Here is a 26295-nt window from a genome sequence, read left to right on the forward strand (position 1 = left end):
CGATGGGTATGGCGAATGCGCCGCGGTGATCTCTCCGCGGCCCCTGCGGGAGACGGCGATGGAAGGACTGTTTGTCATACTGGTCTGCCAGCTGATCGGTGAGATCGTCGTCAGAACTCTGGACCTGAGCATGCCCGCTCCCGCGCTCGGCATTATGCTTCTACTCGCCTATCTCTGGTTTGCCGATTGGAGAGCCGGGTCGGAAGACAGCCCAGCCCACACTCGCATCAGCGGCGTCGCCGACACGCTCCTCAAGAACCTCGGCGTGCTGTTCGTGCCGCTCGGCGTCGGGGTGATGCAGAACTATCGGCTGATCTACGACTACGCCGGCACGATCATCGTCGTCGTCGTGGTGTCGACCATCGTGACATTGATGGTAACGGTCGGCGCCTTCCTGCTCGCAAGCCGGCTGTTTGGCGCGGAAGGTGCTGGAAATGGACACTAGCGGCCGCGTCTTCGAACTCTGGGTCTATCTCTCGACCAGCCCGCTTCTGTGGCTGACGGTAACGATCGGCGCCTATATCACCGCCCAACGGCTAGCCGCCTGGAGCGGTTTCAACCCGATCGTCAATCCGGTGCTGATCTCGGTCGCCCTGGTGGTATTGATCCTGACTGCCACCGGCACGTCCTATTCGACTTATTTCGACGGGGCGCAGTTCGTACATTTCGCACTCGGCCCCGCGACTGTGGCGCTGGCCGTTCCGCTTTATAGGAACCGGACGCTGATCCGGCAGAACTTCGTACCCGTCATCGTCGCGCTTTTTGCCGGCAGCCTGACGGCAATCGTCTGCGCGACCGGGGTCGCGCTCCTGCTCGGCGCGCCCGACAGCGTCGCCATATCGCTCGCGCCGAAATCGGCAACGGCCGGCATCGCCGTGGGCATCTCGCAGCAGCTCGGCGGCGATCCGGCACTGACAGCACTTCTCGTTATCTTCACGGGCGTGCTCGGGGCGATCATCGTCACGCCGCTGATGAACCTGCTGCGCATCAAGAATTATGCCGCGCGCGGGTTTGCGGCCGGTCTGACGTCGCATGGCATCGGCACGGCGCGCGCCTTCCAGGTCAACGAAATTGCCGGCACGTTTTCGGGCCTGGCCATGGCACTCAACGGCATATTGACCTCGGCCATCGCCGCAATCGTTCTCGGCTTGTTGCTCTGAGCTGCCGTTGCGCTACCAGAAGGCGCCGTAGAGGGTGACACAGCCGACGACACCCAGCACGATTGCCAGCGAAGATCGAACCGTGAAATCGAGGAACCTGAACTGGTATCCGAAACTTCCGACAGATGGCTTCATGGATTTCTCCCCTGGTTGTGTTTCAGTCCGATAGCGGCTTGGGTCGCCGGCAACTCGTCCTACCCGCGAATGGCCTTGCGGCCTCAGGCCGACTTTGCGTATTTGCCGTCATGGTGAAGGTAAAAAGCCTCGGCCGCGATCAGCAGCGCTTCCTCGTCCAAGGGGCGATGGAATTCGCTCATGAGAAACCGGGCGAGATGCTGGATCTGCTCGCCATCTCTCGGAATGTCGTATTCGATGCACACCGTCTCAAAGACACGCCAAAGCATGGAGACTTCCGCCTTGCTCAAGGCGGCAAGCATATCGTCGGGAATTCCACGCATAGGAACCTCGCTCTGCATCCACGCCAGCCTGTCCTCAAACAGGACAGAGACCATATTGCCCATGGAGGGGTCTATAACCGGCCGCGTTGGCAGACCTGCGGTCGCCGCCGCAGCGAGAAGCCAGATGAGCCAGAGAATGACGATAAAGGCGTAGCCGGTGATTGGGGCTTTACTGAGATGATCGGCAACGTCGCCGGAATGCCGCAACGTATCCGTGTAGAAGCGACCACTTCGAAGAGGGGACCGTTCTGCCGAGCGAACGTTGACGCACTTGCATTGTAACTGCTCCGTGCATTAGCATCTCAGATAGAAGACAGGAAGCCGGCTGGGGACTGCTTGCACTGCGCTTTGACAGGGGGATGCGATGAGCCGGAACACTAGCGGCAGGGGGTGCGACGCACCTTCTGAACGATTTCGAACCGGCGCAATCGTCGCCATGCTTGTCTTTGTGCTGGCCGCATGCGGAGGTCATCCCAAAGGCGTGCTGACACCGGTCGCCGATACCTCTCCCGGTTCGAGCCGTGTCAACATGCTGATCACAACGACACGCAGCCATTCGCCCAACCCCGGAGAGATGTACAGCGGCGAACGCGCGCTGGCGGCATCTTTCGTCGACATGACCGTTTCCATTCCGCCCGACACCGTACGCAAGGCCGGCGAAGTCGCCTGGCCGAAGAAGCTGCCGCCCAATCCGGCGACCGATTTTGCAACGCTGAAGGCTGATAGCCTTGACATGGCCGGCGCGAAATCGTGGCTGAGCGCCAGCGTCCGCAAAACCCCTGATCGAAGCGTGCTCGTCTTCATCCATGGCTTCAACAACCGTTTCGAGGATTCCGTCTATCGCTTCGCCCAGATCGTCCATGATTCCGGCGTCCACAGCGCACCCATTCTCGTGACGTGGCCGTCACGCGGGAGTCTGCTGGCCTACGGCTACGATCGCGAGAGTGCCAACTACACCCGCAATGCGCTGGAAAACCTGTTTCAGTATCTCTACCGCGATCCGGAAGTGAAGGAGGTTTCGATCCTCGCGCACTCCATGGGCAACTGGTTGGCGCTCGAGGCGCTGCGCCAGATGGCGATCCGCAATGGCGAACTGCCGGCCAAGTTCAAGAACGTCATGCTGGCGGCCCCCGATGTCGACGTCGACGTCTTCCGCCAGCAGATCGAGGACATGGGCAAGAAGCATCCGAACTTCACGCTGTTCGTCTCGCGCGACGACCGTGCGCTCGCCGTCTCGCGCCGGGTTTGGGGTGACGTGTCCCGGCTCGGGGCGATCGACCCGGAGCAGGAACCCTACAAGAAGGAACTCGAGGACAACGAGATTACCGTGATCGACCTGACGAAGATAAAGGCGGGCGACCGCCTCAATCACGGCAAATTCGCGGAATCACCGGAGATCGTTCGCCTGATCGGCTCGCGCATTTCCGACGGCCAGACGCTGACCGACAGCCGGGTCGGCTTCGGGGACAAGATCCTGGTGGCAACGACCGGAACGGCGGCAGCCGTTGGCAACGCTGCCGGCCTGGTTCTTGCTGCCCCTGTCGCCGTCGTCGATCAGAATACCCGCGACAACTATGCCGACCATCTGCCGGGGTCTGCTGCAAGGAACAACAATCGTGCGGCCACGGCGAAAGGATGCGACCCGTCAAACCCGACGGCGCCAGCATGCGCCCGCTAAGATAACGACAGGGGTTCGTGATCATCGTAACGACCAATGCCTCTTACACCAGGGGGCATTGAGCAAAGTGAGATGGATCGCTACGAAGCAGAAGTTCGCATCCTGATTGCCCCGACGGCAGTCGAGGTTGCTCTGGTCGATTGTCGTCAGGCTCATCCAGAAATTCGGTGATAGAGGCCGAGCGCAGCTGGCCGCCGCCTGCGGCCACCAGCCATCGCGCAAGCCGCGACGGCTGGTGATCTGTGGGCACATGACTGCATGTGTCCTGACATCCTGTCCGGTTCAAGGACAATATGATGCGGCCATGCGAGGTACGACAGCGACCTTTGCGCGTCTGACAAGACGCGCGGCGCTTTAGCCCCTACAGCTTTACCCATGCCCCGTTTCGTTTTGACGACTGGACGCAGGCGTCGACGAAGGCCATGCCCTTCATGCCGTCGTCGATGGTCGGATAGGTGACGGCGGGGTCGATGGCCTCGCCGCGGCGCTTGGCGAAGATGGCGCGGGCGGCTTCGGTATAGATGTTGGCAAAACCCTCAAGATAGCCTTCGGGATGTCCTGAGGGGACGCGGCTGACGCGGGCAGCGGCCGGACCGGATCCGGCGCCTGCCCTTGTGATCAGCCGCTTCGGCTCGCCGAACGGCGTGTACCATAGATAGTTCGGGTCCTTCTGCGTCCATTCGAGCCCGCCCTTGGTGCCGTAGACCCTAACCATCAGCCCGTTCTCGTGGCCGGGTGCTACCTGGCTGCACCACAAGAGCCCCTTGGCACGCTGACCGCCCTTGGCCTTGAAGCGCATCATCACATGGGCATTGTCGTCGAGCTGTCGGCCTTCGACAAAACTGTCGAGATCGGCTGCCAGTTCTTCGAGCTCCAGCCCGGAGACGAAGGCGCCGAGATTATAGGCATGCGTGCCGATGTCGCCGGTGGAGCCGCCGGCGCCCGAGCGGGCCGGATCGGTGCGCCAGGCCGCCTGCTTCTGGCCCGACTGCTCGATATTCTCCGTCAGCCAGTCCTGCGGATATTCCATCTGAACCAGCCTGACGGCACCGATGTCGCCGTTTTGAACCATTTCGCGCGCCTGGCGCACCATCGGATAGCCGGTGTAGTTGTGGGTGAGCACAAACAGCGCATCGCTGTCGTCGGCCGCCTTCTTCAACTTCTTCGCATCCGACAGCGTCGAGGTCAGCGGCTTGTCGCAGATTACATGGATGCCGCGCTTCAAAAACTCTTTTGCCGCGGCATAGTGCACGTGGTTGGGGGTGACGATCGCCACCGCCTCGATGCCGTCCTTCAGCTTGGCCTCGCGGATCGCCATCTGCTTGAAGTCGGAATAGACCCGCGACGGATCGAGCCCGAGTTCGCGGCCAGAGCTTTCGGCCTTCTCCGGTGTCGACGACAGGGCGCCGGCCACCAGCTCGTAGTGATCGTCGAGCCGGGCGGCGATGCGGTGCACCGCGCCGATGAAGGCGCCCGAGCCGCCGCCGACCATGCCGAGCCGGATCCGCCGCTCGCGCCTCTCGCTCGTTCCCTCGATTGCCATCGTCCTGTCTCCTCGTGTCGGTTTGTCGTGTTCTCTCGTGAAGCTGCCCGCATTGTCGAGGCTGCCCCTCATCCGCCTGCCGGCACCTTCTCCCCGCTGGCGGGGAGACGGGACTTCCCGCACTGTCGGCGTTCCCTCCTGTTTGCCCGGCTGCAGGCCAAAGGGATGTTCGGCTCCGTATGCCACGTCCCCTCTCCCCGCCTGCGGGGAGAGGGTTAGGGTGAGGGGCAGCGGTTGGCGCTGCGGTTAAGTCCGGACCTGCCGCCCCGCCTCAAATCCCCAACAGCCGCCGGTTCGCCGCCTCGTCGGTGCCGCCATCGGCAAAGTCGTCGAAGGCCTTTTCGGTGACGCGGATGATGTGGTGCTTGACGAAGTCGGCACCCTCGCGCGCCCCGTCTTCGGGATGTTTCAGGCAGCACTCCCACTCCACCACCGCCCAGCCGGCAAAATCATTGGCCGCCATCTTGGAAAACACAGCACCGAAATCGACCTGGCCGTCGCCGAGCGAGCGGAAGCGGCCGGCCCGGTTGACCCAGCCCTGGTAGCCGCCATAGACGCCCTGCCGACCCGTCGGGTTGAACTCGGCATCCTTGACGTGGAACATCCGGATGCGATCCTTGTAGATGTCGATGTTGTCGAGATAGTCGAGGCACTGCAGCACATAGTGCGAGGGATCGTAGAGCATGTTGGCACGGGCATGGTTGCCGGTGCGCTCCAGGAACATCTCGAAAGTGATACCATCGTGCAAGTCCTCGCCCGGATGGATCTCGTAGCAGATGTCGACGCCGTTATCCTCGGCGTGGTCGAGGATCGGTTTCCAGCGCTTCGCCAGTTCGTCGAAGGCGGTCTCCACCAGACCCGCCGGGCGTTGCGGCCAGGGATAGACGAACGGCCAGGCCAGCGCGCCGGAAAAGCTCGCCATCGCATCAAGCCCCAAATTCTTCGAGGCCGTCAGCGCCAGCTTCACCTGCTCGACCGCCCATTGCTGCCGTGCTTTCGGATTGCCGCGCACTTCCGGCACCGCAAAGCCGTCGAACACCTCGTCATAGGCCGGATGGGTGGCGACCAGCTGGCCCTGCAGATGGGTCGAAAGCTCGGTGATCACAACGCCGTTGTCGCTGGCAATGCCCAAAAGCTCGTCGCAATAGGTTTTTGACGTCGCCGCCTTCCGCAAGTCGATCAGCCGCGAATCCCACGTCGGCACCTGCACGCCCTTGTAGCCGCAATCGGCAGCCCACTTCGTAATCGACGCAAACGAGTTGAACGGTGCGACATCCCCCGCAAACTGCGCCAGAAACAGGCCGGGGCCCTTGATCGTTTTCATGATTTTTCCTCGTCTAAGATGCCGTGACCGATGTCACGCTAAGGAGGCGCCGGGCACGGAGCTGGCCAAACGCATTATCGACCTGAAGAATGATTGTGAAAGGAAAGGCGCGCCCGTCCAGCGCGCGCGCCTCGTTGATCAGAACGGAGAATCCGGGAAGTAGAACTGCTCGGCATTGTCCTTCGTTACCAGCGTGGCATCGAGGATGTATTCGCCGCTGACCGGAACCTGGTCGTAGAACTTGGCGGCGGTCAGCTGCATTGCGGTTGCCACCATCGCCGGCGGATAAAGCACGTCGACCGGAACCATCTTGTCGCCATCCATGACCTTCTTGATCATGTCCTTCGAACCGGCACCGGCAACGATGTACTGGATGTCCGTGCGCTTTGCCTGGCCGATGGCTTCGAGAACGCCGACGGCCATGTCGTCATCCTGGCACCAGACGACGTCGATCTTCGGATACTTGGTCAGGTAATCCTGCATGACGCGGAAGGCGTCGTCGCGGTTCCAGTTGCCGTACTGGCGGTCGAGAACCTTGACGTTGGAACCGGCGATGCCCTTGTCGAAACCGTCCTGGCGCTGCTGGTCGATCGGGATCGGCAGGCCACGGATGACGACGACTTCAGCGTCCGGTGTCGTCTTCTTGATGTATTCGCCGGCGACCTGGCCGAGCGCCGGATTGTTGCCGGCGACATAGAGATCGCGGATCGAGCTGTCGTTGACCGACGGCGCGCGGTCGACGAGTGCGACGAAGGCGCCGGAATCCTTGACCTGCTGGATGGCGTTGACCAGCGGATCCGGATCCGACGGCAGAATGACCAGCGCATCAAGCCCCTGCACCGCAAGGTCCTGCACCGCGTTCGCCTGTGTGGCGGCATCGGGCGATGTCTTGACGATGACGTTGAGGCCCGGATGCTCCTGCATCAGGAGCTTGGCGACGCGCTCGGCGTGGAAGACGACGCCGGCAGTCCAGCCGTGGTCGGCCGCCGGGATCGAGACGCCGATCGTCACTTTCTTGTCCTGCGCAAAGGCGCCCGGTGCAGCGCCCGCTAATGCCGCCACGGCGGCGACGGTCAAACCGATAATTGTTCTACGCATAGTCTCCCTCCCAAGAGTTCCACGGGGCCTCGATTGCAATGAAACCGGGCTCGCCCCAACGGCCCGGCCAATCTCACGTGCGGCGCATGAGCGAGCGCTGCACCAGCATGGCGATGATGATGATCGCGCCCTGGATGGCGCCGATCAGATACTCGCTGACAAAGTTCGAAAGCAGCATGATGTTGCCGACGATCTCCAGGATGAAGGCGCCACAGACCGTGCCCCAGATGCGGCCGACGCCACCCCGCAGAGCCGTGCCGCCGACGACGACCGCCGTGATCGCCTGCAACTCCCAGAGAATGCCTGTTGTGGCCGAAGTCGAGCCGAGGCGCGGCACATAGAGCAGCACGGCAACAGCGACACAGAGGCCCTGGATCACATAGGCGATCGTACGCACCCTGTTGACCGAGATGCCGGAATAGCGCGCGACGTCCTCGTTGGAACCGACCGCGACCACATGACGGCCATAGCGGGTGCGATAGAGCACGAAGGCGGCAATCGCGGCGGTGACGAAGATCATGATGATCGGCACGGGAATGCCGGCGACCGAGCCAAAGTAGACAGGCCGATAGATTTGCTGCAGTTCGCGATCCTGCAGCGTGATCGCCCCGCCTTGCGACAGCCACGTCGTCAGCCCGCGATAGATGCCCATGGTGCCGAGAGTGGCGATGAAGGGCTCGATCCTGCCGACTGTGGTGATCAGCCCGTTGACAAGCCCGCAGGCCGCACCGAGCAACAGCGCGAGCATTGCAGCGCAGATCAGCATCAGCACCGGATCGGCGATGACGCCGCTGTTCATGAACAGGATCATCAGGCTGGCAACGAAGGCGACCATCGAGCCGACGGAAAGATCGAGCCCTCCGGATGAAATCACGTAGGTTGCGCCCAGCGCGATGATGGCGATGAAGGCGCTGCGGGTGATGACGTTCAAGAGGTTTGCGACGGAGACAAAGTTCGGGTTGGCGAAATAGCCAAGGATCAGCAAGAGCGCCAGCGCGACAAAGGGCGCAATGGCCGCCATGTCCCAGTCTCGTGACGTTCGCGGAGCGCTCTGCGTTTCGGTTGCAGCATTCGTCATAGTCATGTCCCGCGCTTACGCGGCCTCCCCGGTATTGGCGCCAGTCGCAAGAACGACGATCTCGTTTTCTGTCATCTTGTCTCCCGCAACTTCGCCGACAATTTGGCCTGCCCGCATGACCAGGATGCGGTCGGAGATGCCGATCAGTTCCGGCATTTCCGATGAGACGACGATGATCGACCGCCCCTCCTCTGCGAGCTTGGCAATGAATTTGTAGATCTGTTCCTTGTTGCCGATGTCGATGCCGCGCGTCGGCTCGTCGATGATGACGATCTCCGGATCGAGCATCATCATCTTGGCGAGCAGCAGCTTCTGCTGGTTGCCGCCCGACAGCTGTCCTGCAAGGATGTCCTTGCGGCCGGTTCGGATGTCGAACTCGCGGATCGCTCCGTCCAGCGCGTCGGCTTCCTGCCTACGATCGATCTGCAGGGTTTTGACGAACCTCGAAAGGGATGCCAGCGTGAGGTTGACCCGGAGGTCCTTGCCGAGCAGCAGGCCTTTGCCCTTGCGATCCTCGCTCAGATAGACGATCCCGGCCTTGAGGCTCTGCTGAACGCTGAAGAAGTCGACGGCCTTGTCGTGATGCCTGATCCGGCCATGGCCAGGGCGAAGCCCGACGACGCCTTCCATCAACTCGGTGCGGCCAGCGCCGACAAGCCCGGCAAAGCCCAGGATCTCGCCCTTGCGCAGTTGAAAGCTTGCATTGCGCGCAAAGCCCGGCACCGAAAAGTCCTCGACTTCAAGCACGACGTCTCGCGCAGGCGCGCCGTGACGCTCCGGATAAAGTTTTGCGACGTCCCGGCCGACCATCAGCCGCGCCATGTCTGCCGGCTGCAATTCGGCGGCATCATGCACGGCAACAACCCGACCGTCGCGCAGCACCGTCACCCGATCGGCGATCTCCTTCACCTCCGGCAGGCGATGCGAAATGTAGAGAACGCCCACACCCTTGGCGCGGATGGCCTTGATGACCTTGAGCAGCGCTTCGGTTTCGTGCGGCGTCAGCGATGCCGTCGGCTCGTCGAAGATCACCACCCGGTGCGGCACCAGGAGCACCCGCGCGATCTGGACCAGCTGGCGCTGGGCAATCGACAGGCGGCGCACGACGGTCTTCGGGTCGATCTCTGCGCCGAGATCGCGGATTGCTCTGGCCGCGCCATCGTTCATGGCCCGGTCGTCGACGGTAATGCCCTTGCGCAGTTCGCGACCGAGATAGATGTTCTGCGCCACCGTCAGATCGGGTGCGAGCAGGATTTCCTGATGGACGAGAACGATGCCCGCGTGCTCGGCATCGACCGGACCGGAAAAACGCACCGGCTTTCCGTCGATCGCCAGCTCGCCGCGGGTCGGCAAGTGGTTGCCGGCCAGGATCTTCATCAGCGTGGATTTACCGGCGCCGTTTTCGCCGATGATGGCGTGGACTTCGCCTGATCGCACGGACACATCGATGTCGCGCAGCACTTCGACGATACCAAACGTCTTGGAAACGCCCTTTGCCTGCAGCACAGGCGGCCCATTCTGGGATGTCGCAGCCATCATATGGCGACCGCAATGGTCATGCCATGCGCCATAGGCTCGGCCGCCACGCCACGTGCTCGGGCACGAACGCAACGAAATAAAGTCATGTGAACTCCTCCGGAAACACTGCTAGCCCATTTTCTGAGGTACGTAAATCAGAATTTGACTGGATCGATGCTGAATTGAAACGCAACTGGCGCGGCGGCCTCGCAAACGAGCCCGAAACTGAGGAACGGTTCGGCAACTTGAGACCCGGACGCCGAGAAGGACGATCGATTTTCCTGGAGTGGTTCCCACCCGCCCGGAGCACCAGACAGCCTGCAAATGGCTTGAGCCTTTGCGCATATTTCATGCTATCGGGGTGCACTACGAATGAGAGTACGTTTACATCATGAGCACGAAGACCCGCGGTTATCTGTTCGCTTTCCTGGCGATCTGTATCTTTGCCGGCCAGGATGCGATTACCAAGTATCTTGGCGATCGTTACCCCGCACTCTTCATCACCATGATCCGGTTCTGGGCATTCGCGCTGTTCGTGTTTTGCTTCGCCGCCTCGTCACCGGGCGGGATTCGTGGGGCTATTCAGACGCGCCGCCCCTGGCTGCAGATCACCCGCGGATTGCTGCTGGTTGCAGAAATCGTCATCATCGTCTTTTCCTATGTGCATGCCGGGCTCGCGATGAGCCAGTCGATCTTCCAGGCAACGCCGCTGATCATCACTGTCCTTTCGATCCCTCTTCTCGGGGAAACGGTCGGCTGGAGGCGGGGGATCGCCGTCATGGTCGGCCTGATCGGTGTCCTGGTAATCATAAATCCGATCGACGTTCACTTCGACCGGTCGCTGCTGCTGCCGCTTGCGGCAGCCGTGCTGTTTGCCCTCTACAGCATCGCCACCCGCGCCGTCAGTCACGAGGATTCGGCCGTCACCAGCCTGTTTTATGCTGGCGTTGCAGGCGCAGTCGCGATCTCACTGATAGGCCCATTCTATTGGACCGAAGTGCAGCCGTCCGACTGGATCGCCCTTGCCGCACTGTGCGTCTGCGGCACGCTTAGCCATTATTTTCTGATCAGAGCCTATGGACTGCTACCGGCAGCGGAGGTGCAACCCGTCACCTATTTCCAGTTGGTTCTCAATGTCATCATCGCTGTCATTCTGTTCAACGAGATTGTGACGCTGAACATGATCGCCGGTGCGGCCATCGTTGTCGGTGCGGGACTTTTCACCATCTGGCGCGAGCACCAGTTGGCGAAGCGGTCTTAAACTCGGATGAGTCGCACGCCCGACAGCCGCCCGGCCCCCTAACGCTCATCGACGGGGCGTGCTTCCGTCAGCCATTCAACGAGATCCGCAACCTTCCGTCGCGTTTCGGTGCGGGCCGGATAGAGGGCGTAGTAGCCATAGCCGCTGTCGATGATGCGCGGGAACGGCGTGACCAGCTCGCCGCCTTGCAGGTCCTGCTTTGCAAGATAGAGGTCGCCCATCGTGACGCCGTAACCGCTTGCGGCAGCCGTCATCGCAAAATCCTGCGTGTCGAAGATCTGGTTGCGGGCGGCGCGGAAGTCGTAGGCCCCTTCCGCCTGCAGCCACAATGTCCAGTCGCTCTGGCGCGGATTGGAATGCAACAAGACGCAGGCCGACAGGTTTTCGAGCGTCGCCGGATCGCCGAGCGTTTCGGCAACGGCCGGCGAGCACATCGGCGTCAACTTTTCCGGAAGCAGCAGGAAAACGTCCATGCCCGGCCAGTGGCCGTTGCCGTAGGTGATCAGGAGATCGATGTCGCCGACGGTGAAGGTCGGGCGGGCAAACCACGCCGTGTCGATCGTAATGTTCAGATCTTCATGACGGCTTTGCAGTTCCGGAAGCCGCGGCAGCAGCCACCGCCGCGCGAATGTCGGCGGCATTCGGATCGTGAGGGATCGGCTCTTCGTTCGCGTCGCCTCGAAGGAATTGCGCAGCGAAACGAGCAATCCATTGACGATCGGCATGATCGCCGCACCCTGCTCTGTGATCACCACCTTGCGGGTGTGGCGCTCGAACAGACTGCAGCCGAAATAATGCTCCAGCTGCTGGATCTGGCGGCTGATCGCACTCTGGCTGAGGTTGAGTTCCGTGGCTGCGGCCGTGAAGCTGCCGGTTTCCGCAACGATCGAGAATGTCTGCAGCGTCTGCAAGGGCGGCAAGCGATTCTGCTCGAAAACCGGCTTCAAAGTGTTCCTCCGCGATGGCAACCGGGGCATTTAAACCGTCGTCATCGCGTTGGTAAAGCGCAGACTGGCGCGATCAGGCAAGAAGCGAACGGAGCTCGGCGATGGCGCGTCTGACCTGTTGCGGAGCGGTCCCGCCCGGATGGTTGCGGCTGCCAACGGAGCCCTCGACGCTCAGCACCTCATAAACATCCTCACCGAGGGCCGGCGCGAAGGTCTGCATCTCGGCAAGCGGCATATCAGAGAGCGTCGCCAGCCCCTTTTCTCGCGCCGCGCCGACGATCGCCGCGACAGAGTGATGGGCGTCGCGGAAAGGCAAGCCGGCGCGCACCAGATAGTCCGCCAGATCCGTCGCCGTGGAATAGCCCTGTTCGGCAGCGGCCAGCATGTTCGCGGCACGCACCTTGATCGTCGGCAGCATCTGAGCGGTCACGGTGACGGCTCCGCGCACATTCTCCAGCGTATCGGTGAGTGGAGGCTTGGATTCCTGCTGGTCCTTGTTGAAGGCCAGCGGCTGGGCCTTCATCAGCGCTGCCGATGTCGCCAGATTGCCGATGATGCGCGCCGCCTTGCCGCGCACGAGTTCGGCCAGATCGGGATTGCGCTTCTGCGGCATGATCGAGGAACCGGTGCAGAACTGGTCGCCGACCTCGATGAAATCGAACATCGGCGTGCACCACAGGATGACTTCCTCGGAAAAGCGCGAGAGATGCCCCATGATGATGGCCCCGGCCGCACAGATATCGACGACGTAATCGCGATCGGATACGGCGTCTAACGAATTGCGGAAGGCGCGGGAAAAACCGAGTTCGCCAGCGCTATAGGCCGGATCGATGGGATAGCCGGTGCCGGCAAGTGCAGCCGCGCCGAGCGGCGAGACATTCAGCCGCTCGCGCGCCTGCCTTACGCGTTCAAGGTCACGCAGGAACATCTCGGCATACGCCATTAAATGATGGCCGAAAGTCACGGGCTGGGCGACCTGCAGATGGGTGAAGCCCGGCATGATCGTCTCTGCGTGGCGATCGGCGAGGTCGACGAAAGCCAGCACCAGGGACGTCAGCTCAGACGCGAGCGCATCCAGTTCGGCGCGCGCGTAAAGGCGGATGTCCGTTGCCACCTGGTCGTTGCGCGAACGCGCCGTGTGCAGCTTCTTGCCAGCGTCGCCGACAAGGGCGGTCAGGCGGCTCTCGACGTTCATATGAACGTCCTCGAGCTCCTTCTTCCACACAAACGCGCCGGAGCGCATTTCGTCGGCGATCTGATCGAGGCCCACCTGGATGTGGTTGTTCTCCTCCTTGGTCAGGATGCCGGCTCGCGCCAGCATGTGCGCGTGGACCTTGGAGCCGGCGACATCATAAAGCGCGATGCGCTTGTCCTGGTCGAGGCACTCGTGGAAATCGCGGAAGTCCGTGGATACTGCTTCCTTAAAGAGCGGCGACCAGGTCGTCTCAGCCATCGTAGTCATCTCGTCCTCTCAGCATTCTTGCGGTTTGTTGTTACGCGGCTTTGGCTGATCCAGCGTCAATGCAGCCACTCCAAGAGCTCGCGTGCATCGGAGCAGGTGTCGAGCGTGAGGACGCGATCGCGCAGGCCATTAGCCTTCTCCCGCCCCAACGCGGAGCCAGCCAATTCGTCGAATTTTCCGATCAGGCGGTCGTCGCTCAGCGGGTTCGCGGGGCTTCCAAGCGGGAAATCGACCGTCGTCTTCACATGTCGGCCGTCGCTCGTGGCGAGCGCGACTGCCGGTTCCGCCTCATCGGACATGGCCGGATCGATCCGCACGTCCATGCGTTGGAGCCATCGGTCAATGCTCAGATCGCGCCAGGCGCGTTCCTCAAGTTCCGCGAGCGACACCTTGCCGTACTGAAGCCGTGCGGCAATCGCATAGGGAAGGCTCATCTGTGCCTGCGCGCGCGATGTCAGCACCTTGCCGCCGCACATGCCAAACTGAAAGCCGCTCATGTCGACCGTGATCGCTGCGATGTCTTGGCTCGCGAGCTCCTGGTCGCCCAGCAGCTTGTCGATCGCATCGATTGCCGAGTGGGTGCCGCGGCAGGTGGCATGCGGTTTGATCGAGCAACGCTCGATGCGCCAGTTTTCGCCGAAGCCGTGGACCAGCATCGCCGGATCCCCCTCGCCCCGACAAAAGGCCTGAAAGAAACTTCCCCAGGCGCTCTTATCGAAAACATCTCCCGGCCCGACAAAGCCGCTGGCGGCGAGGTGCGCGGCGAGAAATCCGCCTTCCGCGGCGCGACCGGCATGAAGCTTTTTGGCAGGACTGCCGTCGTGGACGAACGCCCACGTGCCGCCGGAAAAGGAACAGGCTAGGCCGAGCGCCGAGGCGATGCGCTGCGCGTCAAAGCCGATCAAGGTTCCGACGGCTGCCGCCGCGCCGAAGGCGCCGCAGGTGCCGGTCGAATGCCATCCGAGCCCGTTATGCGTCTCGTAGCCGCCGGCGGCCTCCAGCACGCGCCGGCCGACCTCGTATCCGATCAGCACGCTCTTCAGAAATTCCTTGCCATGAACAGGGCGCGTCACCTCGCCGAGGGCGGCGACAACCGCCGGCAGCACGACTGCACCGGAGTGGTCGCATCCGCCGCTGTCATCGAGTTCGAGGGCGTGGGCTGAAACGCCGTTGACGAGCGCGGCGGTGCGCGCATCGGCAAAAAGCGGAGTTCCCCAGATAAGCGAAGAACCGTTCGCTGCGCTCACGCCCGATGCAGCAAGGACCATGCGCGTCTCGGCCGACGCTGAGCCGGCGACAGCGACGCCGAAGGTGTCTAGCACATGCTGCTTCGCCTTGCGGATGGTTGCTTGCGGAAAGTCGTCGAACGCCGTGGCTGCGACCTTGAGCGCCAGCGACTGAAGTACGGTGTCAGCCATGGGATTGCTGCTCCTGCAGGTAGGCATCGAAGACGTGGAGGGGATGGGTCAGCGGCGGCGCGACACCATTCTTGCGGTGCCAGTCCGCAATCATCGCGCCGGTGGCGATCCAGACGTCGTCGAAGCCGCGGATATGGGCCAACAGGTCTTCGACGATGGAGATCCGTCCTGGTGTTCCGGTCCATTCCGGCCGGAGTTGCAGCACGTAGCAAAGGCCGAAGCGGCGATAGGCGTCGAACTCCGCGATCCAGTTGTGAAGAACACCGTCGTAAGACGGGATGCGGCTCTGCCCTTTCGGAAATGCCGGGGTGAAATTGAACTGGAAGTAGGGCCGATCCTCCAGCTCAACATGAACAGGTATCTCGACCAGGCGGGAGGGGTGCAGATAGGGAACGTCGTCGCCGTTGAGGGACGCCGACCAACCGTACCCTGCCTCCAGCAACGATTGATCGAAGCCTTGCGGCCAGTTCCCGGCCGGGAGACGGAAACCGGTGGCTGCTTTCCCCGACAGCTCGCCCAGTGTCTCCCGTGACCGCTTCAGCAGATCCACCGACTGCGACGCCAGCATGCGATCGTGGCGCTCGAAGGCCCAGCCATGACTTTCCAGATCGTGGCCGGCGCCGGCGACCGACTTCAGCAAACCGGGATGCTCTTCGGCCACCTGCCCCGGCGCAAACCAGCTGGCGGCGATATCGAAAGATGCGAAGGTCCGGCACAGGCGCTCCACGCCGCGGGTTGCGCCATACTTCCAGACGGAAAAACTCTTGCTGCGCTGGAGAAGGTCCGGGGCAGCAGTAGCCGCGTCCATCCCGTCGTCAAACAGCACCGAGATCAGCACCGCGCATCGCTTGCCCTCGGGCCACGTCGTTGTCGCCTGTTCGTTCATGCCAGCGTCCTTCCGAGGTCCTTCGAATGCCGGTCGATCCACCAGCGGGCGACATCGCCGCAGGGAGTGGTCCAGACCGCGTCGCCATGCGCTTTGATCGCTTTGAAAAGGCCCTCGAGAATCGAGAGGCGCCCCGGCTTGGCGCAAACCTTGGGGTGGAGGATCGTGGTCCAGCACAGGCCTTCGCGGTGGTATCCCTCGAACTCCGCGCGCCAGTTCTGCTCGACGGTCCGGTAGTCGGAGATCCGGTCGAGACCAACCGGGAAATCAGGCTCCTCCGTGTAGGCCAAGGCGGTATAGTCATCGATGTCCCAGCGACCGGGAATTTCGACGAGGCCGCGCTCGGATGTTCTGCTCGGATGGAAATAGGGGCGATCGTCGCCGCGCATCGAGCTCGAATAGAGGACGCCGAAGGCGCCCAGCAGATCCGCAGTCTCGGTGCTCCAGTCGCCGGACGGGGTACGGAAGCCGATCGGCGTCACGCCGAGCCGCTCCTGGAAGATGGCACGCGAGCGCTCCATGATGGCGAGCTGCTGCTCACGGCTCAGATCGATAAAGACCTCGTGACGGTGGCCATGATAGGCGACTTCATGGCCTTCGCGAACGATCCGTTCGCAATGAGCGCCCCAATGCAACACCACCCAGGTGGGAATGAAGAAGGTCGCCTTGAGATCGTAGACCGACAGCAGATCAAGCAAGCGCGGCAGAGCCTTCCATGGGCCATAGGCGCCCTGCGTGAAATAGCGGGGATTGGAAAGCAGCGAGCCATCGAGCATCGCATCGCCCGTCGGGCCGTCGACGTCGAAGGCAAGCGCGACCGCGGATTGTTTTCCTGGCGGCCACAGCGGGGCTACACGATCGGCAGCAGGGATAGTTTCGGTCAGCATGGTCTTTGTCCGGTTTTCTCCACCCCCGGCGGGAGCGCCGGGGGTGGTTTTTGCAAGACAAAGCTCTCCCGTTCCGGCACTGAGGCCGGTGAAAAGGAAAGAGCTTTGGGGGGTTACCGCCCGCCTCTCTCGGAGAGATCAGGTGCGCGAGCGGAAGACGACAGCTTACTTGACGCCGTTGATCACGGCCTTCGGCACGGCATTGTGCACAAGGCCCCACTTCGTCAGCAGTTCGTTATAGGTGCCGTCCTTGATCAAGTCGTCGAGAGCACCGGCGACAGCGTCGCGCAGTGCCGAATTGTCTTTCTTGAAGCCCATACCGAACGTGTCGTTGCTAAGCAGCGGATCGCCGACCAGCGTGAACGTGTCCGGCTCGACGCGCATCTGGTAGGCGATGGTTTCGATGCCTTGCACAACCGCGTCATAGCGACCCTGTTTCATGCCGAGGCGGGCGGCGTTGGAATCGGCCGTGCCTTCGAACTTGATCGCCGGCTTACCCTTGCCCACGCAATTGGCCTCGCTCCAGCCGGTGACGTTTTCGCCGAAGCTGGTGCTGCGGCTGCCGGCAACCGTCTTGCCGCAAAGGTCCTCGGGCGACTTGTACTGTTCGGCGCTGGCTTTGGTCGTGAACAGGATCGGGCCGCTCGTCAGGTAGTCGACGAAGTCCATGCTTTCCTGGCGTTTGACGTTGTCGCTCATGCCGGAGATGATCACGTCGCCGCGGCCCGTCTGGAGCCCGCTCTGCAATTCCTGGAAGGCGGAGGTGACGAACAGCGGGTTCAGCTTGAGCTTGGCCGCAATCGCCGTCGCCAGATCGACATCGAAACCGTCAAGCGTGCCCTTCTCCGGGTTGACGAATTCCATCGGCGGATAGATCGGATTGGTCAGGATGCGAAGCTCGCCGTCATTGACCAGGTTGAGCTTGGTTTCGGCCGACGCGACACCGGCCGAAAGAAGCGCCAGCGCGGACACGGCCACTCTCAGAAATTTCATGTCATTCTCCTCTTGATGTTATTTTTCGTTTTCAAAGCACCGCAGAGATGAAGCTCTTCACTCTGGGATTTGTGGGATTCTCCAGGATCTCCGCGGGCGTTCCGGTTTCGATGATCCGGCCTGCGTCCATGAACACCACCCGGTCCGCCACCTCGCGGCAGAAGCCGAGCTCGTGGGTAACGACGATCATCGTCGTGCCGGTGGCGGCCAGCTCCTTCATAACGCCGAGCACCTCGCCGACAAGTTCGGGATCGAGCGCCGACGTCGGCTCGTCGAACAGCATCGCCTTCGGTTTCATCGCGAGCGCCCGGGCAATTGCGACACGCTGCTGCTGCCCGCCGGACAGTTCGCCCGGATAGGCGTCCGCCTTGTGGGCCAGGCCGACGCGCTTCAACAGGGCACGCGCCTCCTCGGCGCATTGCTGCTTCGGGCGTCTCTGCACGCCGACCGGCCCTTCGATGATGTTTTCGAGCACGGTGCGGTGCGGAAAGAGATGAAAGCGCTGGAAGACCATGCCAACGGACTGGCGTTGCCGCGCGACCTCGCGGTCGGACAGCGGATAGAGGTGGTTTCCGTCACGACGGTAGCCGGCAATCTCGCCATCGACGCTCACATAGCCACCTTCGATGCTTTCGAGCTGATTGATGCAGCGCAGGAACGTGCTCTTTCCGGAGCCGGACGGACCGATGATGCAGACGACTTCGCCCTTGCGAATGCTGAAATCGATGTCCTGGAGCACATGGAAGGTGCCGAAGTATTTCTGAAGGCCATGGGCCACGATAAGCGCGTCCATCAGACGGCCTCCTCGACGGTGGTCTGCGGCGCGGGAGCGGTTTCGTTCCGACCGGAGGCGCCCCATCCCTTGGAGAAATAGCGCTCGATATACATCTGCGCGATGCTGAGGACCGTGACCACGGCCATGTACCACATGGCGGCAACGATCAGCAGTTCGATGACGCGCGAATTGACGTAGTAGATGTCTTCCACGCTGCGCAGCACCTCGGAGTACTGGATGACGCTGGCAAGCGAGGTCAGCTTGACCATGCCGATCGTCTCGTTGCCGATCGGCGGCACGATGACACGCATCGCCTGTGGCAGGACGATCTTCAGCGTAGAACGCAGCTTGGTCATGCCGATCGACAGGGCCGCCTCTGTCTGCCCCTTGTCGATGGAGAGAATGCCGGCGCGCACGACCTCCGCGGTATAGGCGCCCTGCTGGATGCCGAGGCCGAGGAAGGCCGCGACGAAAGGCGTCATCACGTCGACGGTGCGCAGCGAAAACAGGCCGGGAATACCGATGGTCGGGAAAATCAGCGCCAGATTGAACCACAGGAGCAATTGCAGCAGCGCCGGCGTGCCGCGAAACAGCCAGATGTAGCCGACGGAAACACTTCTCAGAACCGGATTGTCGGACATGCGCATGACTGCGGCGAGCACGCCGAGCAGAATGCCAAGCGCCATGGCGCAGAAGGTCATGATGATGGTGTTGACGACACCAGCCATAACCGCCTTCGAAAACAGGTTTTCTCCGACATAGCTCCAGGCGATATCGCCGAGCCAAAAGGCTCTCACAAGCAGGATCAGCATCGTGATGAATACGAGGGCCAGTATCTTCGTGCCGATCTTGCGCCGCGGCACGACGACAAACTGGCCCGGATCGGCAAGTCTGGTATCGCTCATAGAGGTTCCCCGAAGCTTTGCGCTTCACTGTTGTTCTGGATTGATGGCAGCCTAGTCCTGACGGCTCGGCCTGCGCAAACGAGATATCGACATGCAATTCATGCGTTGAATGCATAAATCGCCAGCCGACACCGCGGCCGGACGCGTTTCCTTGGAAACCCTCCAAGAGCAAGGCAGGCCTGCCTCCCGCTGCCTTGCCGATAACCGTGTGCTTCCTTGAGAACAACCTATCGCTTGGTTATAACTGCGCCGCTTTAGCGCTCTCGGTCAGATTTTCGTTGGTCCTGCGCCTTCAAGGGTAGTAAAACTTTACTAAAAGCGATTTCGGAATTTGGGTGCGTGTGGCATAGTCGCCCAATGACAACAACGGAATGACGACATGGTCACTATCAAGGAAATCGCCAAGAGCGTTGGCGTGTCGTCGGCCACGGTGTCGAGGGTACTCAACTACGACCCGGCCTTGTCGATCTCGCCCGCCAAGCGCCAGGCGATCATCGAGACGGCCGAGGCGCTGAACTACGAGACCCCGCGCAACCGCAACAAGACCAACGGACAGGCAGCCCCCAGCCTGTTGACCAAGCTTGTCATCGTGCACTTTCTTGAGCCGTCGGATGAGATTGCCGATCCCTATTATGTCGGCGTGCGACTTGGCATCGAAAGCCGCTGCCGCGACCTGAGAACGGAGATCGTCAAGGTCTTCCATTCCGACGCACTTCCGGAAGCGTCCCTGCTTGAAGGCGCATCGGGCGTGATCGTCATCGGCAAGCACTCGGACAACGAGATCGCATGGCTGAACGAGCATGCCCGCCACGTGGTTTTTGCCGATTTCGACCCGAGGAGCGACCGGCTGGACAGTGTGTTTTCCGACGTCGGCCTTGCGACCCGCAAGATCCTCGACGCCCTGAAATCCAGCGGATACAGGCGCATCGGCTTTATCGGCAGCCACGAAAATCTGAATGGCGCCGTCCAGCGTTTCGCCGAGCGCCGATGTGCCGCCTATATCGACTGGCAGACGAAGAACGGCACCTTCGCGCCTGAGCTTCTGGCGCTCGCCGACTGCTCGTCGGGTCAGAGCCTTCGGCTCGATACCGGCTATCGTCTGGCGCGCGAACTGCTTTCGCTCACCGACCGGCCGGATGTGATCGTGACATCCAACGACAACATGGCGATCGGCACCTACAGGGCGATCCAGGAGTTCGGCCTTTCGATCCCGGGCGACATTGGCGTCATCTCCTTCAACGATATCCCTGTCGCGCAGTTTCTGACGCCGTCGCTGACGACGGTGCGCATCCATGGCGAGCATATCGGCGAGACGGCCGTCGATCTGTTGCTCGAGCGCCTTTCCGGTCGCAGCTACGGCAAACAGGTGCGTATCTCGACCGAACTCGTTTGGCGCGACAGCTGTCGAAAACCCCTGGAATCCTAGGCATCAGGGACCTGGCTTTCATGCGAGATAAATATTTACTGAATTTTCCTTGCGTGTTTCCTGAATTTGGGTAACTGTTGCGCTGACGGCGGGAGAGGAGCACCTGCCCTCAGCAAGTTTCTAGGGAGGAAACGATGTACAGCAAAACAAACCTGTCGCGCATTGCGGCTGGCGCGCTCGCGGCAGCAAGCCTGCTTGCGTCCACGGCCGCCTTTGCCGGTGAAGTCACGGTCTGGTGTTGGGATCCGAACTTCAACGTTGCGATCATGAAGGAAGCCGCGGCGCGCTATAGCGCAAAGCATCCCGAAACGACCTTCAACATCGTCGACTTCGCCAAGGCCGATGTCGAGCAGAAGCTGCAGACGGCGCTGTCGTCGGGCACGACCGATGCCCTGCCCGACATCGTGCTGATCGAGGACTATGGCGCGCAGAAGTATCTTCAGTCCTTCCCCGGCGCTTTCGCCGAGCTTTCCAGCAAGGTCGATTTCTCCGGCTTCGCGCCTTACAAGGTTCAGTTGATGACGATGGACGGCGCCGTCTACGGCATGCCGTTCGATTCCGGCGTCACCGGCCTCTACTACCGCAAGGACTATCTGGAGCAGGCCGGCTTCAAGCCCGAGGATATGCAGGACCTGACCTGGGACCGATTCATCGAGATCGGCAAGCAGGTTGAAGCCAAGACCGGCAAGAAGATGCTGGGTCTGGACGTCAATGATGCCGGCTTCATCCGCATCCTGATGCAGTCCGCCGGCGGCTGGTACTTCGACAAGGACGGCAATCTGTCGATCCAGAAAAACGCCGCCCTGAAGGCAGCGCTCGAAACAGAGCAGAAGATCCTACAGGCCAACATTCACAAGCCGGCTGCCGGCTGGACGGAATGGGTCGCGACCTTCACCTCCGGCGATGTTGCCACCGTGACGACGGGCGTGTGGATCACCGGCACCGTCAAGGCCCAGGCCGATCAGTCCGGCAAATGGGGCGTGGCCCCCATTCCGAAGCTTAACGTCGAGGGTGCATCCCATGCTTCCAACCTCGGCGGTTCCAGCTGGTACGTGACCGCAAGCTCCGCCGAGAAAGACGAAGCCATCGATTTCCTCAACGAGGTCTATGCCAAGGACGTCGATTTCTATCAGAAGATCCTGACGGAACGCGGCGCCGTCGGCTCGCTGATGGCAGCGCGCAACGGCCCGGCCTATTCCGAAGCCGACCCCTTCTTCGGCGGCGAAAAGGTCTGGCAGAACTTCTCCGACTGGCTGGCGAAGGTTCCGGCGGTCAATTACGGCGTCTTCACCAACGAAGTGGACACGGCGGTCACGGCACACCTGCCGTCGCTCGGCCAAGGCGCCCCCATCGATGACGTGCTGAAAGCCGTCGACAGCCAGGCCCAGGGCCAGATCCAGTAGGGATCCAAAGGCAGGCGGCGACCGCCTGCCTCTTTCTCTGGAGCGGCATGCGGCCCTCGGGCCGCTGCCGCCCGCAATGTCATCCCTTTTTCTTGAGGGCGTCCCATGACTGCCGGCAAAACAGGCGGATTGAAGCGTTATTACGACCTGAACGGCTGGCTGTTCGTCGCCCCGTCATTGCTTCTGATCGCGATCTTCCTGGTCTACCCGATCTTACGCTCGCTCTACCTGTCCTTCTTCTCGGGCAAGGGCATGATGATGAAGTTTGCCGGCTTCGGAAACGTCGTGCGGCTATGGAACGATCCGGTCTTCTTTCAGGCGCTGACCAATACCGTCACCTTCTTTATCGTCCAGGTTCCGATCATGATCACGCTGGCGCTCATGCTCGCCGCGGTCCTGAACAACGACAAGCTGAAGTTCATCGGCTTCTTCCGCACCGCCATTTTCCTGCCCTGCGTCGCCTCGCTGGTGGCCTATTCCGTGCTCTTCAAGAGCATGTTTTCCGTTGACGGCGTCGTGAACTCCGCACTTCTGACGGTCGGCCTGATCTCGACCCCGATCGGATGGCTGACGGAACCTTTCTGGGCCAAGGTGCTCGTCATCCTCGCCATTACCTGGCGCTGGACCGGCTACAACATGATCTTCTACCTGGCCGCGTTGCAGAACATCGACAAGTCGATCTACGAGGCGGCGAAGATCGATGGCGTGCCCGCCTGGGCCCGCTTCGTCTACATCACCATACCGATGCTGAAGCCGGTGATCCTGTTTACGACGATCATTTCGACCATTGGCACGATCCAGCTTTTCGACGAGGTCTACAACCTGACCGAGGGGCGCGGCGGCCCGGCGAATGCGACGCTGACCCTTTCGCTCTACATCTACAACCTTACCTTCCGCTTCATGCCGAGCTTCGGCTACGCGGCGACCATTTCCTACGTCATCGTCATCATGGTGGCGCTTCTCTCCTTCCTCCAGTTCTACGCCGCGAGGGATCGGTCATGAACGTCTCGCGCCGTGCAACGACCGTGCTGCAATACGCCTTCCTGGGGACCGCAGCCTTCCTGTCGATCTTCCCGTTCATCTGGATGGCGATCAGCTCCACCAACAAGTCGATCGACATCATCAGCGGCCGAACGGGTATCGGTGACGCCTTCGGCACCAATGTCGCCAACTTCTTCTCTCAGGTCGACGTGCCGCTGGTCTTCTGGAACTCCACCAAGCTGGCCGTGCTTGCGACGCTCCTGACGATCGTCGTCTCATCGCTCGCCGGCTACGGTTTTGAGATGTTCAGGTCAAAGGCGCGCGATCGCATCTACGCGCTTGTGCTTCTGACGCTCATGGTGCCGTTTGCAGCACTGATGATCCCGCTGTTCATGATGATGGCGAGAAGCGGCCTGATCAACACGCATATTGCGATCATGCTGCCGACGATCGCGTCGGCCTTCATCATCTTCTACTTCCGCCAGTCGACCAAGGCCTTCCAGACGGAACTTCGTGATGCCGCCAAGGTCGACGGCCTCAAGGAGTGGCAGATCTTTCTCTACATCTACGTTCCGGTGATGCGCTCCACCTACGCGGCCGCCTTCGTCATCGTCTTCATGACCAACTGGAACAACTACCTCTGGCCGCTCATCGTCCTGCAGTCGAACGAGACGAAGACGATCACCCTCGTCGTCTCCTCGCTCGCGTCCGCCTACTACCCCGATTACGGCGTGGTGATGATCGGAACGATCCTCGCCACCCTTCCCACCCTTCTCGTTTTCTTCGTCATGCAGCGCCAGTTCGTGCAGGGCATGCTCGGTTCAGTGAAATAGGAACGTCGTCAATGCGCATTACTGAAAACTTCAATGCCAACTGGGTCTTTCGCGACGGCTTCGAACCGGCGCACGTCCATGCGCTTCAGACGGGCGAAACCGTGCGCCTACCGCATAGCGCCGTCGAGCTGCCCTACAACTATTTCGACGAGACGGACTACCAGAAGCCGTTCACCTATCAGAAGCGCTTCGACTGGCGCGCGGAGTTCGAAGGTCGCGAAGTGTCGCTCGTCTTCGATGCCGCCATGGCCGACAGCGTCGTCTATCTCAACGGCAAGAAGATCATCGCCCACAAGGACGGCTATACGCCCTTCGAGGCGCGACTGACGCCGCATCTCGTACGCGGAGAAAACCTGATCACGGTCAAGATCGACGGTTCTGAGAACCCAGAGATCCCGCCCTTCGGTGGGCAGATCGACTACCTCTGCTATGCAGGAATCTACCGCGACGTCTGGCTGAAGGTGACATCTCCAGTTTCGATCGCCAACGTCAAGATCGAGACGCCGGACGCGCTCGCCGAGAAGAAATCCGTCACCGCACGGGTGTTCATCGCCAATCCGGAAAGCCTCGCCTTCTCTGGGACGCTGGCGGCAAAGATCCGCCGCAAGGGTGGCGGCGACGTCGCTGCGTCCTCGGTTACGGTTGATGGCAACGAGGCGGTGCTCACCTTCTCCGATCTCGCCGGCATCGAGCTTTGGGATATCGACAATCCGGCGCTCTACGCGCTGTCGCTCAAACTCGAGACCGAACACGGCGAAGACGTGCTGACCCAACGCTTCGGGTTCCGCACCGCCCTGTTCACACCGGAAGGCTTTTTGCTGAACGGCCGGCCACTGAAACTGCGCGGATTGAACCGGCATCAGGCCTTTCCGCATACCGGCTATGCGATGGGCCGGCGCGCGCAGGAGAAGGACGCCGACATCCTGAAGCACGAACTCGCCTGTAACGTCGTTCGCACCTCGCACTATCCGCAGTCGAAGTGGTTCATCGAGCGCTGCGACGAGATCGGCCTTCTCGTCTTCGAGGAGATTCCCGGTTGGCAACATATCGGCGGCGAAGCCTGGCAGAAGGAATCCATCGAGAACGTACGCCGCATGGTCGAGCGGGACTGGAACCATCCCTCAATCATCATCTGGGGCGTTCGTATCAACGAAAGCCAGGACAACCACGCCTTCTACGCGGAGACGAACCGTCTTGCCCGCGAACTTGACCCCACCCGCCAGACTGGTGGCGTACGCTTCATCACCAACTCGGAACTGCTCGAAGACGTCTACACGATGAACGACTTCATCCTCGGCAATGAGGAGCTGCCCGGCAACAACCGGGGGCGTGTGGTGTTACGCGATCGCGTGGAGACGACAGGCATTGACCGGCCGATCCCCTACATGATCACCGAATACAACGGCCACATGTATCCGACCAAGCGCTTCGACCAGGAACAGCGTCAGGCCGAGCACGTGACCCGCCATCTCCTGATCCTCAACGCAGTTGCCGCCGACCGGGATATCTCCGGCTCCACCGGCTGGTGCATGTTCGACTACAACACCCATAAGGACTTCGGCGCCGGCGACCGCATCTGCTACCACGGCGTGCTCGACATGTACCGGATCCCGAAACTCGCCGCCTATGCCTACGCCTCGCAAGGGGATCCGAAGGACAATGTCGTGCTTCAGCCGGTCACCTTCTGGGCGCGCGGCGAGCGCAACATCGGCGGTGTGCTGCCGCTGATCGTGCTGACGAACTGCGACTATGTCGAAGTGAAGTTCGGCGAATGGCCGGCAAAGCGGATCTATCCGGACAGGGAGAATTACCCGCATCTGCCGCATCCCCCTGTCGTTCTCGACCTGCGCAGCGTGACGCCGGAAGAATTCGGCACATGGGGCAGGGTCTGGCGCGAGGGCACCTTTACCGGCTACGTCGACGGAGAGCCCGTCAAGACGCTGACGCTGCCGGCCGATCCCGTCCCGGCCTCGCTCGAAGTCATCGCCGACGACACGGAGCTTCGCGCTGGCGAAAATGATGCCGTACGCGTGGTGGTGCGGGCCCTCGACCAATGCGGCAACCTGTTGCCCTATTTCGAGGAGCCGGTCATGCTATCGCTCGAAGGTCAGGGCCGGATCATCGGTCCGTCCGAACACACGCTGAAGGGCGGAGCCACCGGCTTCTGGATCGAGGCCGGTGAGGCCAAGGGCAAGCTTGAGTTGACGGTGAAGAGCCGCCGCTTCGACACCCAGTCCATCACCTTTACCGTCAACTGAGTA

At 61.5% G+C, this 26295-nt stretch carries 24 protein-coding genes; 9 read left to right on the top strand and 15 right to left on the bottom strand.

The features are described 5' to 3' along the window. Window positions 1-58 precede the first annotated feature (58 nt). A complete protein-coding gene (locus tag HT585_RS16055) occupies window positions 59-445 on the top strand; it encodes a CidA/LrgA family protein (RefSeq protein ID WP_176353861.1) in 387 nt (128 codons plus the stop codon). Beyond that, window positions 435-1160, top strand: coding sequence for an LrgB family protein (locus HT585_RS16060; protein ID WP_176353862.1), 726 nt, complete (start codon window positions 435-437; stop codon window positions 1158-1160). Before HT585_RS16055 ends, HT585_RS16060 begins: the two co-directional genes overlap by 11 nt. A gap of 12 nt (window positions 1161-1172) precedes the next feature. Here HT585_RS16060 and HT585_RS32105 read toward each other — a convergent pair whose 3' ends face one another. Both HT585_RS32105 and HT585_RS31750 read right to left on the bottom strand, forming a co-directional pair. After that, entirely contained in the window at window positions 1173-1295 is a 123-nt protein-coding gene (locus tag HT585_RS32105; protein WP_268833705.1) for a hypothetical protein, read from the bottom strand. Window positions 1296-1378: 83 nt separating this feature from the next. Then, on the bottom strand, window positions 1379-1825 hold the full coding sequence (locus HT585_RS31750; RefSeq protein WP_246707701.1) for a hypothetical protein: 447 nt from the start codon (window positions 1823-1825) through the stop codon (window positions 1379-1381). Window positions 1826-2054: 229 nt separating this feature from the next. Here HT585_RS31750 and HT585_RS16070 point away from each other — a divergent pair, with 229 nt between their 5' ends. Beyond that, window positions 2055-3296: an alpha/beta hydrolase gene (locus HT585_RS16070; protein WP_246707770.1), complete on the top strand. Its 1242-nt coding sequence runs from the start codon at window positions 2055-2057 to the stop codon at window positions 3294-3296. A 361-nt stretch (window positions 3297-3657) separates the two neighbouring features. Here the strand turns inward: HT585_RS16070 and HT585_RS16075 are convergent, their stop codons facing one another. From HT585_RS16075 to HT585_RS16095, 5 genes are all read right to left on the bottom strand, one after another. Beyond that, the gene (locus tag HT585_RS16075) at window positions 3658-4839 is read right to left on the bottom strand and encodes a Gfo/Idh/MocA family protein (protein WP_176353864.1); all 1182 of its coding nucleotides are present in this window, start codon (window positions 4837-4839) and stop codon (window positions 3658-3660) included. Between the two features lie 271 nt (window positions 4840-5110). Continuing rightward, complete coding sequence (locus tag HT585_RS16080) at window positions 5111-6163, bottom strand: sugar phosphate isomerase/epimerase family protein (protein ID WP_176353865.1); 1053 nt, start codon at window positions 6161-6163, stop codon at window positions 5111-5113. A gap of 138 nt (window positions 6164-6301) precedes the next feature. Further along, window positions 6302-7261, bottom strand: coding sequence for a substrate-binding domain-containing protein (locus tag HT585_RS16085; RefSeq protein ID WP_176353866.1), 960 nt, complete (start codon window positions 7259-7261; stop codon window positions 6302-6304). A gap of 73 nt (window positions 7262-7334) precedes the next feature. Continuing rightward, a complete protein-coding gene (locus tag HT585_RS16090) occupies window positions 7335-8339 on the bottom strand; it encodes an ABC transporter permease (RefSeq protein WP_176353867.1) in 1005 nt (334 codons plus the stop codon). 15 nt (window positions 8340-8354) lie between these two features. Continuing rightward, window positions 8355-9878, bottom strand: coding sequence for a sugar ABC transporter ATP-binding protein (locus HT585_RS16095; RefSeq protein WP_425513750.1), 1524 nt, complete (start codon window positions 9876-9878; stop codon window positions 8355-8357). A gap of 370 nt (window positions 9879-10248) precedes the next feature. Between HT585_RS16095 and HT585_RS16100 the strand changes: the two genes are divergently transcribed. Next, a complete protein-coding gene (locus HT585_RS16100) occupies window positions 10249-11118 on the top strand; it encodes a DMT family transporter (protein WP_176353869.1) in 870 nt (289 codons plus the stop codon). Window positions 11119-11156: 38 nt separating this feature from the next. Here the strand turns inward: HT585_RS16100 and HT585_RS16105 are convergent, their stop codons facing one another. From HT585_RS16105 to HT585_RS16140, 8 genes are all read right to left on the bottom strand, one after another. Continuing rightward, entirely contained in the window at window positions 11157-12065 is a 909-nt protein-coding gene (locus tag HT585_RS16105) for a LysR substrate-binding domain-containing protein (RefSeq protein ID WP_176353870.1), read from the bottom strand. Between the two features lie 73 nt (window positions 12066-12138). Beyond that, window positions 12139-13527 carry an argininosuccinate lyase gene (gene argH / locus HT585_RS16110; protein ID WP_176353871.1) on the bottom strand — a complete coding sequence of 463 codons (1389 nt, stop codon included), beginning with the start codon at window positions 13525-13527 and terminating at the stop codon, window positions 12139-12141. A 56-nt stretch (window positions 13528-13583) separates the two neighbouring features. Further along, window positions 13584-14945: an MmgE/PrpD family protein gene (locus HT585_RS16115; protein WP_176353872.1), complete on the bottom strand. Its 1362-nt coding sequence runs from the start codon at window positions 14943-14945 to the stop codon at window positions 13584-13586. Further along, complete coding sequence (locus HT585_RS16120) at window positions 14938-15831, bottom strand: polysaccharide deacetylase family protein (RefSeq protein WP_176353873.1); 894 nt, start codon at window positions 15829-15831, stop codon at window positions 14938-14940. The genes HT585_RS16115 and HT585_RS16120 overlap by 8 nt, the downstream gene beginning before the upstream one ends. Further along, complete coding sequence (locus tag HT585_RS16125) at window positions 15828-16718, bottom strand: polysaccharide deacetylase family protein (RefSeq protein ID WP_176353874.1); 891 nt, start codon at window positions 16716-16718, stop codon at window positions 15828-15830. The genes HT585_RS16120 and HT585_RS16125 overlap by 4 nt, the downstream gene beginning before the upstream one ends. Before the next feature lie 165 nt (window positions 16719-16883). Continuing rightward, complete coding sequence (locus tag HT585_RS16130) at window positions 16884-17711, bottom strand: ABC transporter substrate-binding protein (RefSeq protein WP_176353875.1); 828 nt, start codon at window positions 17709-17711, stop codon at window positions 16884-16886. A gap of 31 nt (window positions 17712-17742) precedes the next feature. After that, on the bottom strand, window positions 17743-18504 hold the full coding sequence (locus HT585_RS16135) for an amino acid ABC transporter ATP-binding protein (protein WP_176353876.1): 762 nt from the start codon (window positions 18502-18504) through the stop codon (window positions 17743-17745). Next, window positions 18504-19391 carry an amino acid ABC transporter permease gene (locus tag HT585_RS16140; protein ID WP_176353877.1) on the bottom strand — a complete coding sequence of 296 codons (888 nt, stop codon included), beginning with the start codon at window positions 19389-19391 and terminating at the stop codon, window positions 18504-18506. Before HT585_RS16140 ends, HT585_RS16135 begins: the two co-directional genes overlap by 1 nt. A 379-nt stretch (window positions 19392-19770) precedes the next feature. Here HT585_RS16140 and HT585_RS16145 point away from each other — a divergent pair, with 379 nt between their 5' ends. From HT585_RS16145 to HT585_RS16165, 5 genes are all read left to right on the top strand, one after another. Beyond that, window positions 19771-20817: a LacI family DNA-binding transcriptional regulator gene (locus HT585_RS16145; RefSeq protein ID WP_176353878.1), complete on the top strand. Its 1047-nt coding sequence runs from the start codon at window positions 19771-19773 to the stop codon at window positions 20815-20817. Between the two features lie 134 nt (window positions 20818-20951). Next, window positions 20952-22220, top strand: coding sequence for an ABC transporter substrate-binding protein (locus tag HT585_RS16150; RefSeq protein WP_176353879.1), 1269 nt, complete (start codon window positions 20952-20954; stop codon window positions 22218-22220). 105 nt (window positions 22221-22325) lie between these two features. Beyond that, on the top strand, window positions 22326-23222 hold the full coding sequence (locus HT585_RS16155) for a carbohydrate ABC transporter permease (protein WP_176353880.1): 897 nt from the start codon (window positions 22326-22328) through the stop codon (window positions 23220-23222). Continuing rightward, window positions 23219-24034 (top strand): carbohydrate ABC transporter permease, encoded by an 816-nt coding sequence (locus tag HT585_RS16160; protein WP_176353881.1) that lies wholly within the window; start codon window positions 23219-23221, stop codon window positions 24032-24034. The genes HT585_RS16155 and HT585_RS16160 overlap by 4 nt, the downstream gene beginning before the upstream one ends. 11 nt (window positions 24035-24045) lie before the next feature. Continuing rightward, entirely contained in the window at window positions 24046-26292 is a 2247-nt protein-coding gene (locus tag HT585_RS16165) for a glycoside hydrolase family 2 protein (protein ID WP_176353882.1), read from the top strand. The last annotated feature ends 3 nt before the right edge of the window (window positions 26293-26295 follow it).

Origin of the sequence: Ensifer oleiphilus, from assembly GCF_013371465.1 — a bacterium.
Taxonomy (GTDB): Bacteria; Pseudomonadota; Alphaproteobacteria; order Rhizobiales; family Rhizobiaceae; genus Ensifer; species Ensifer oleiphilus.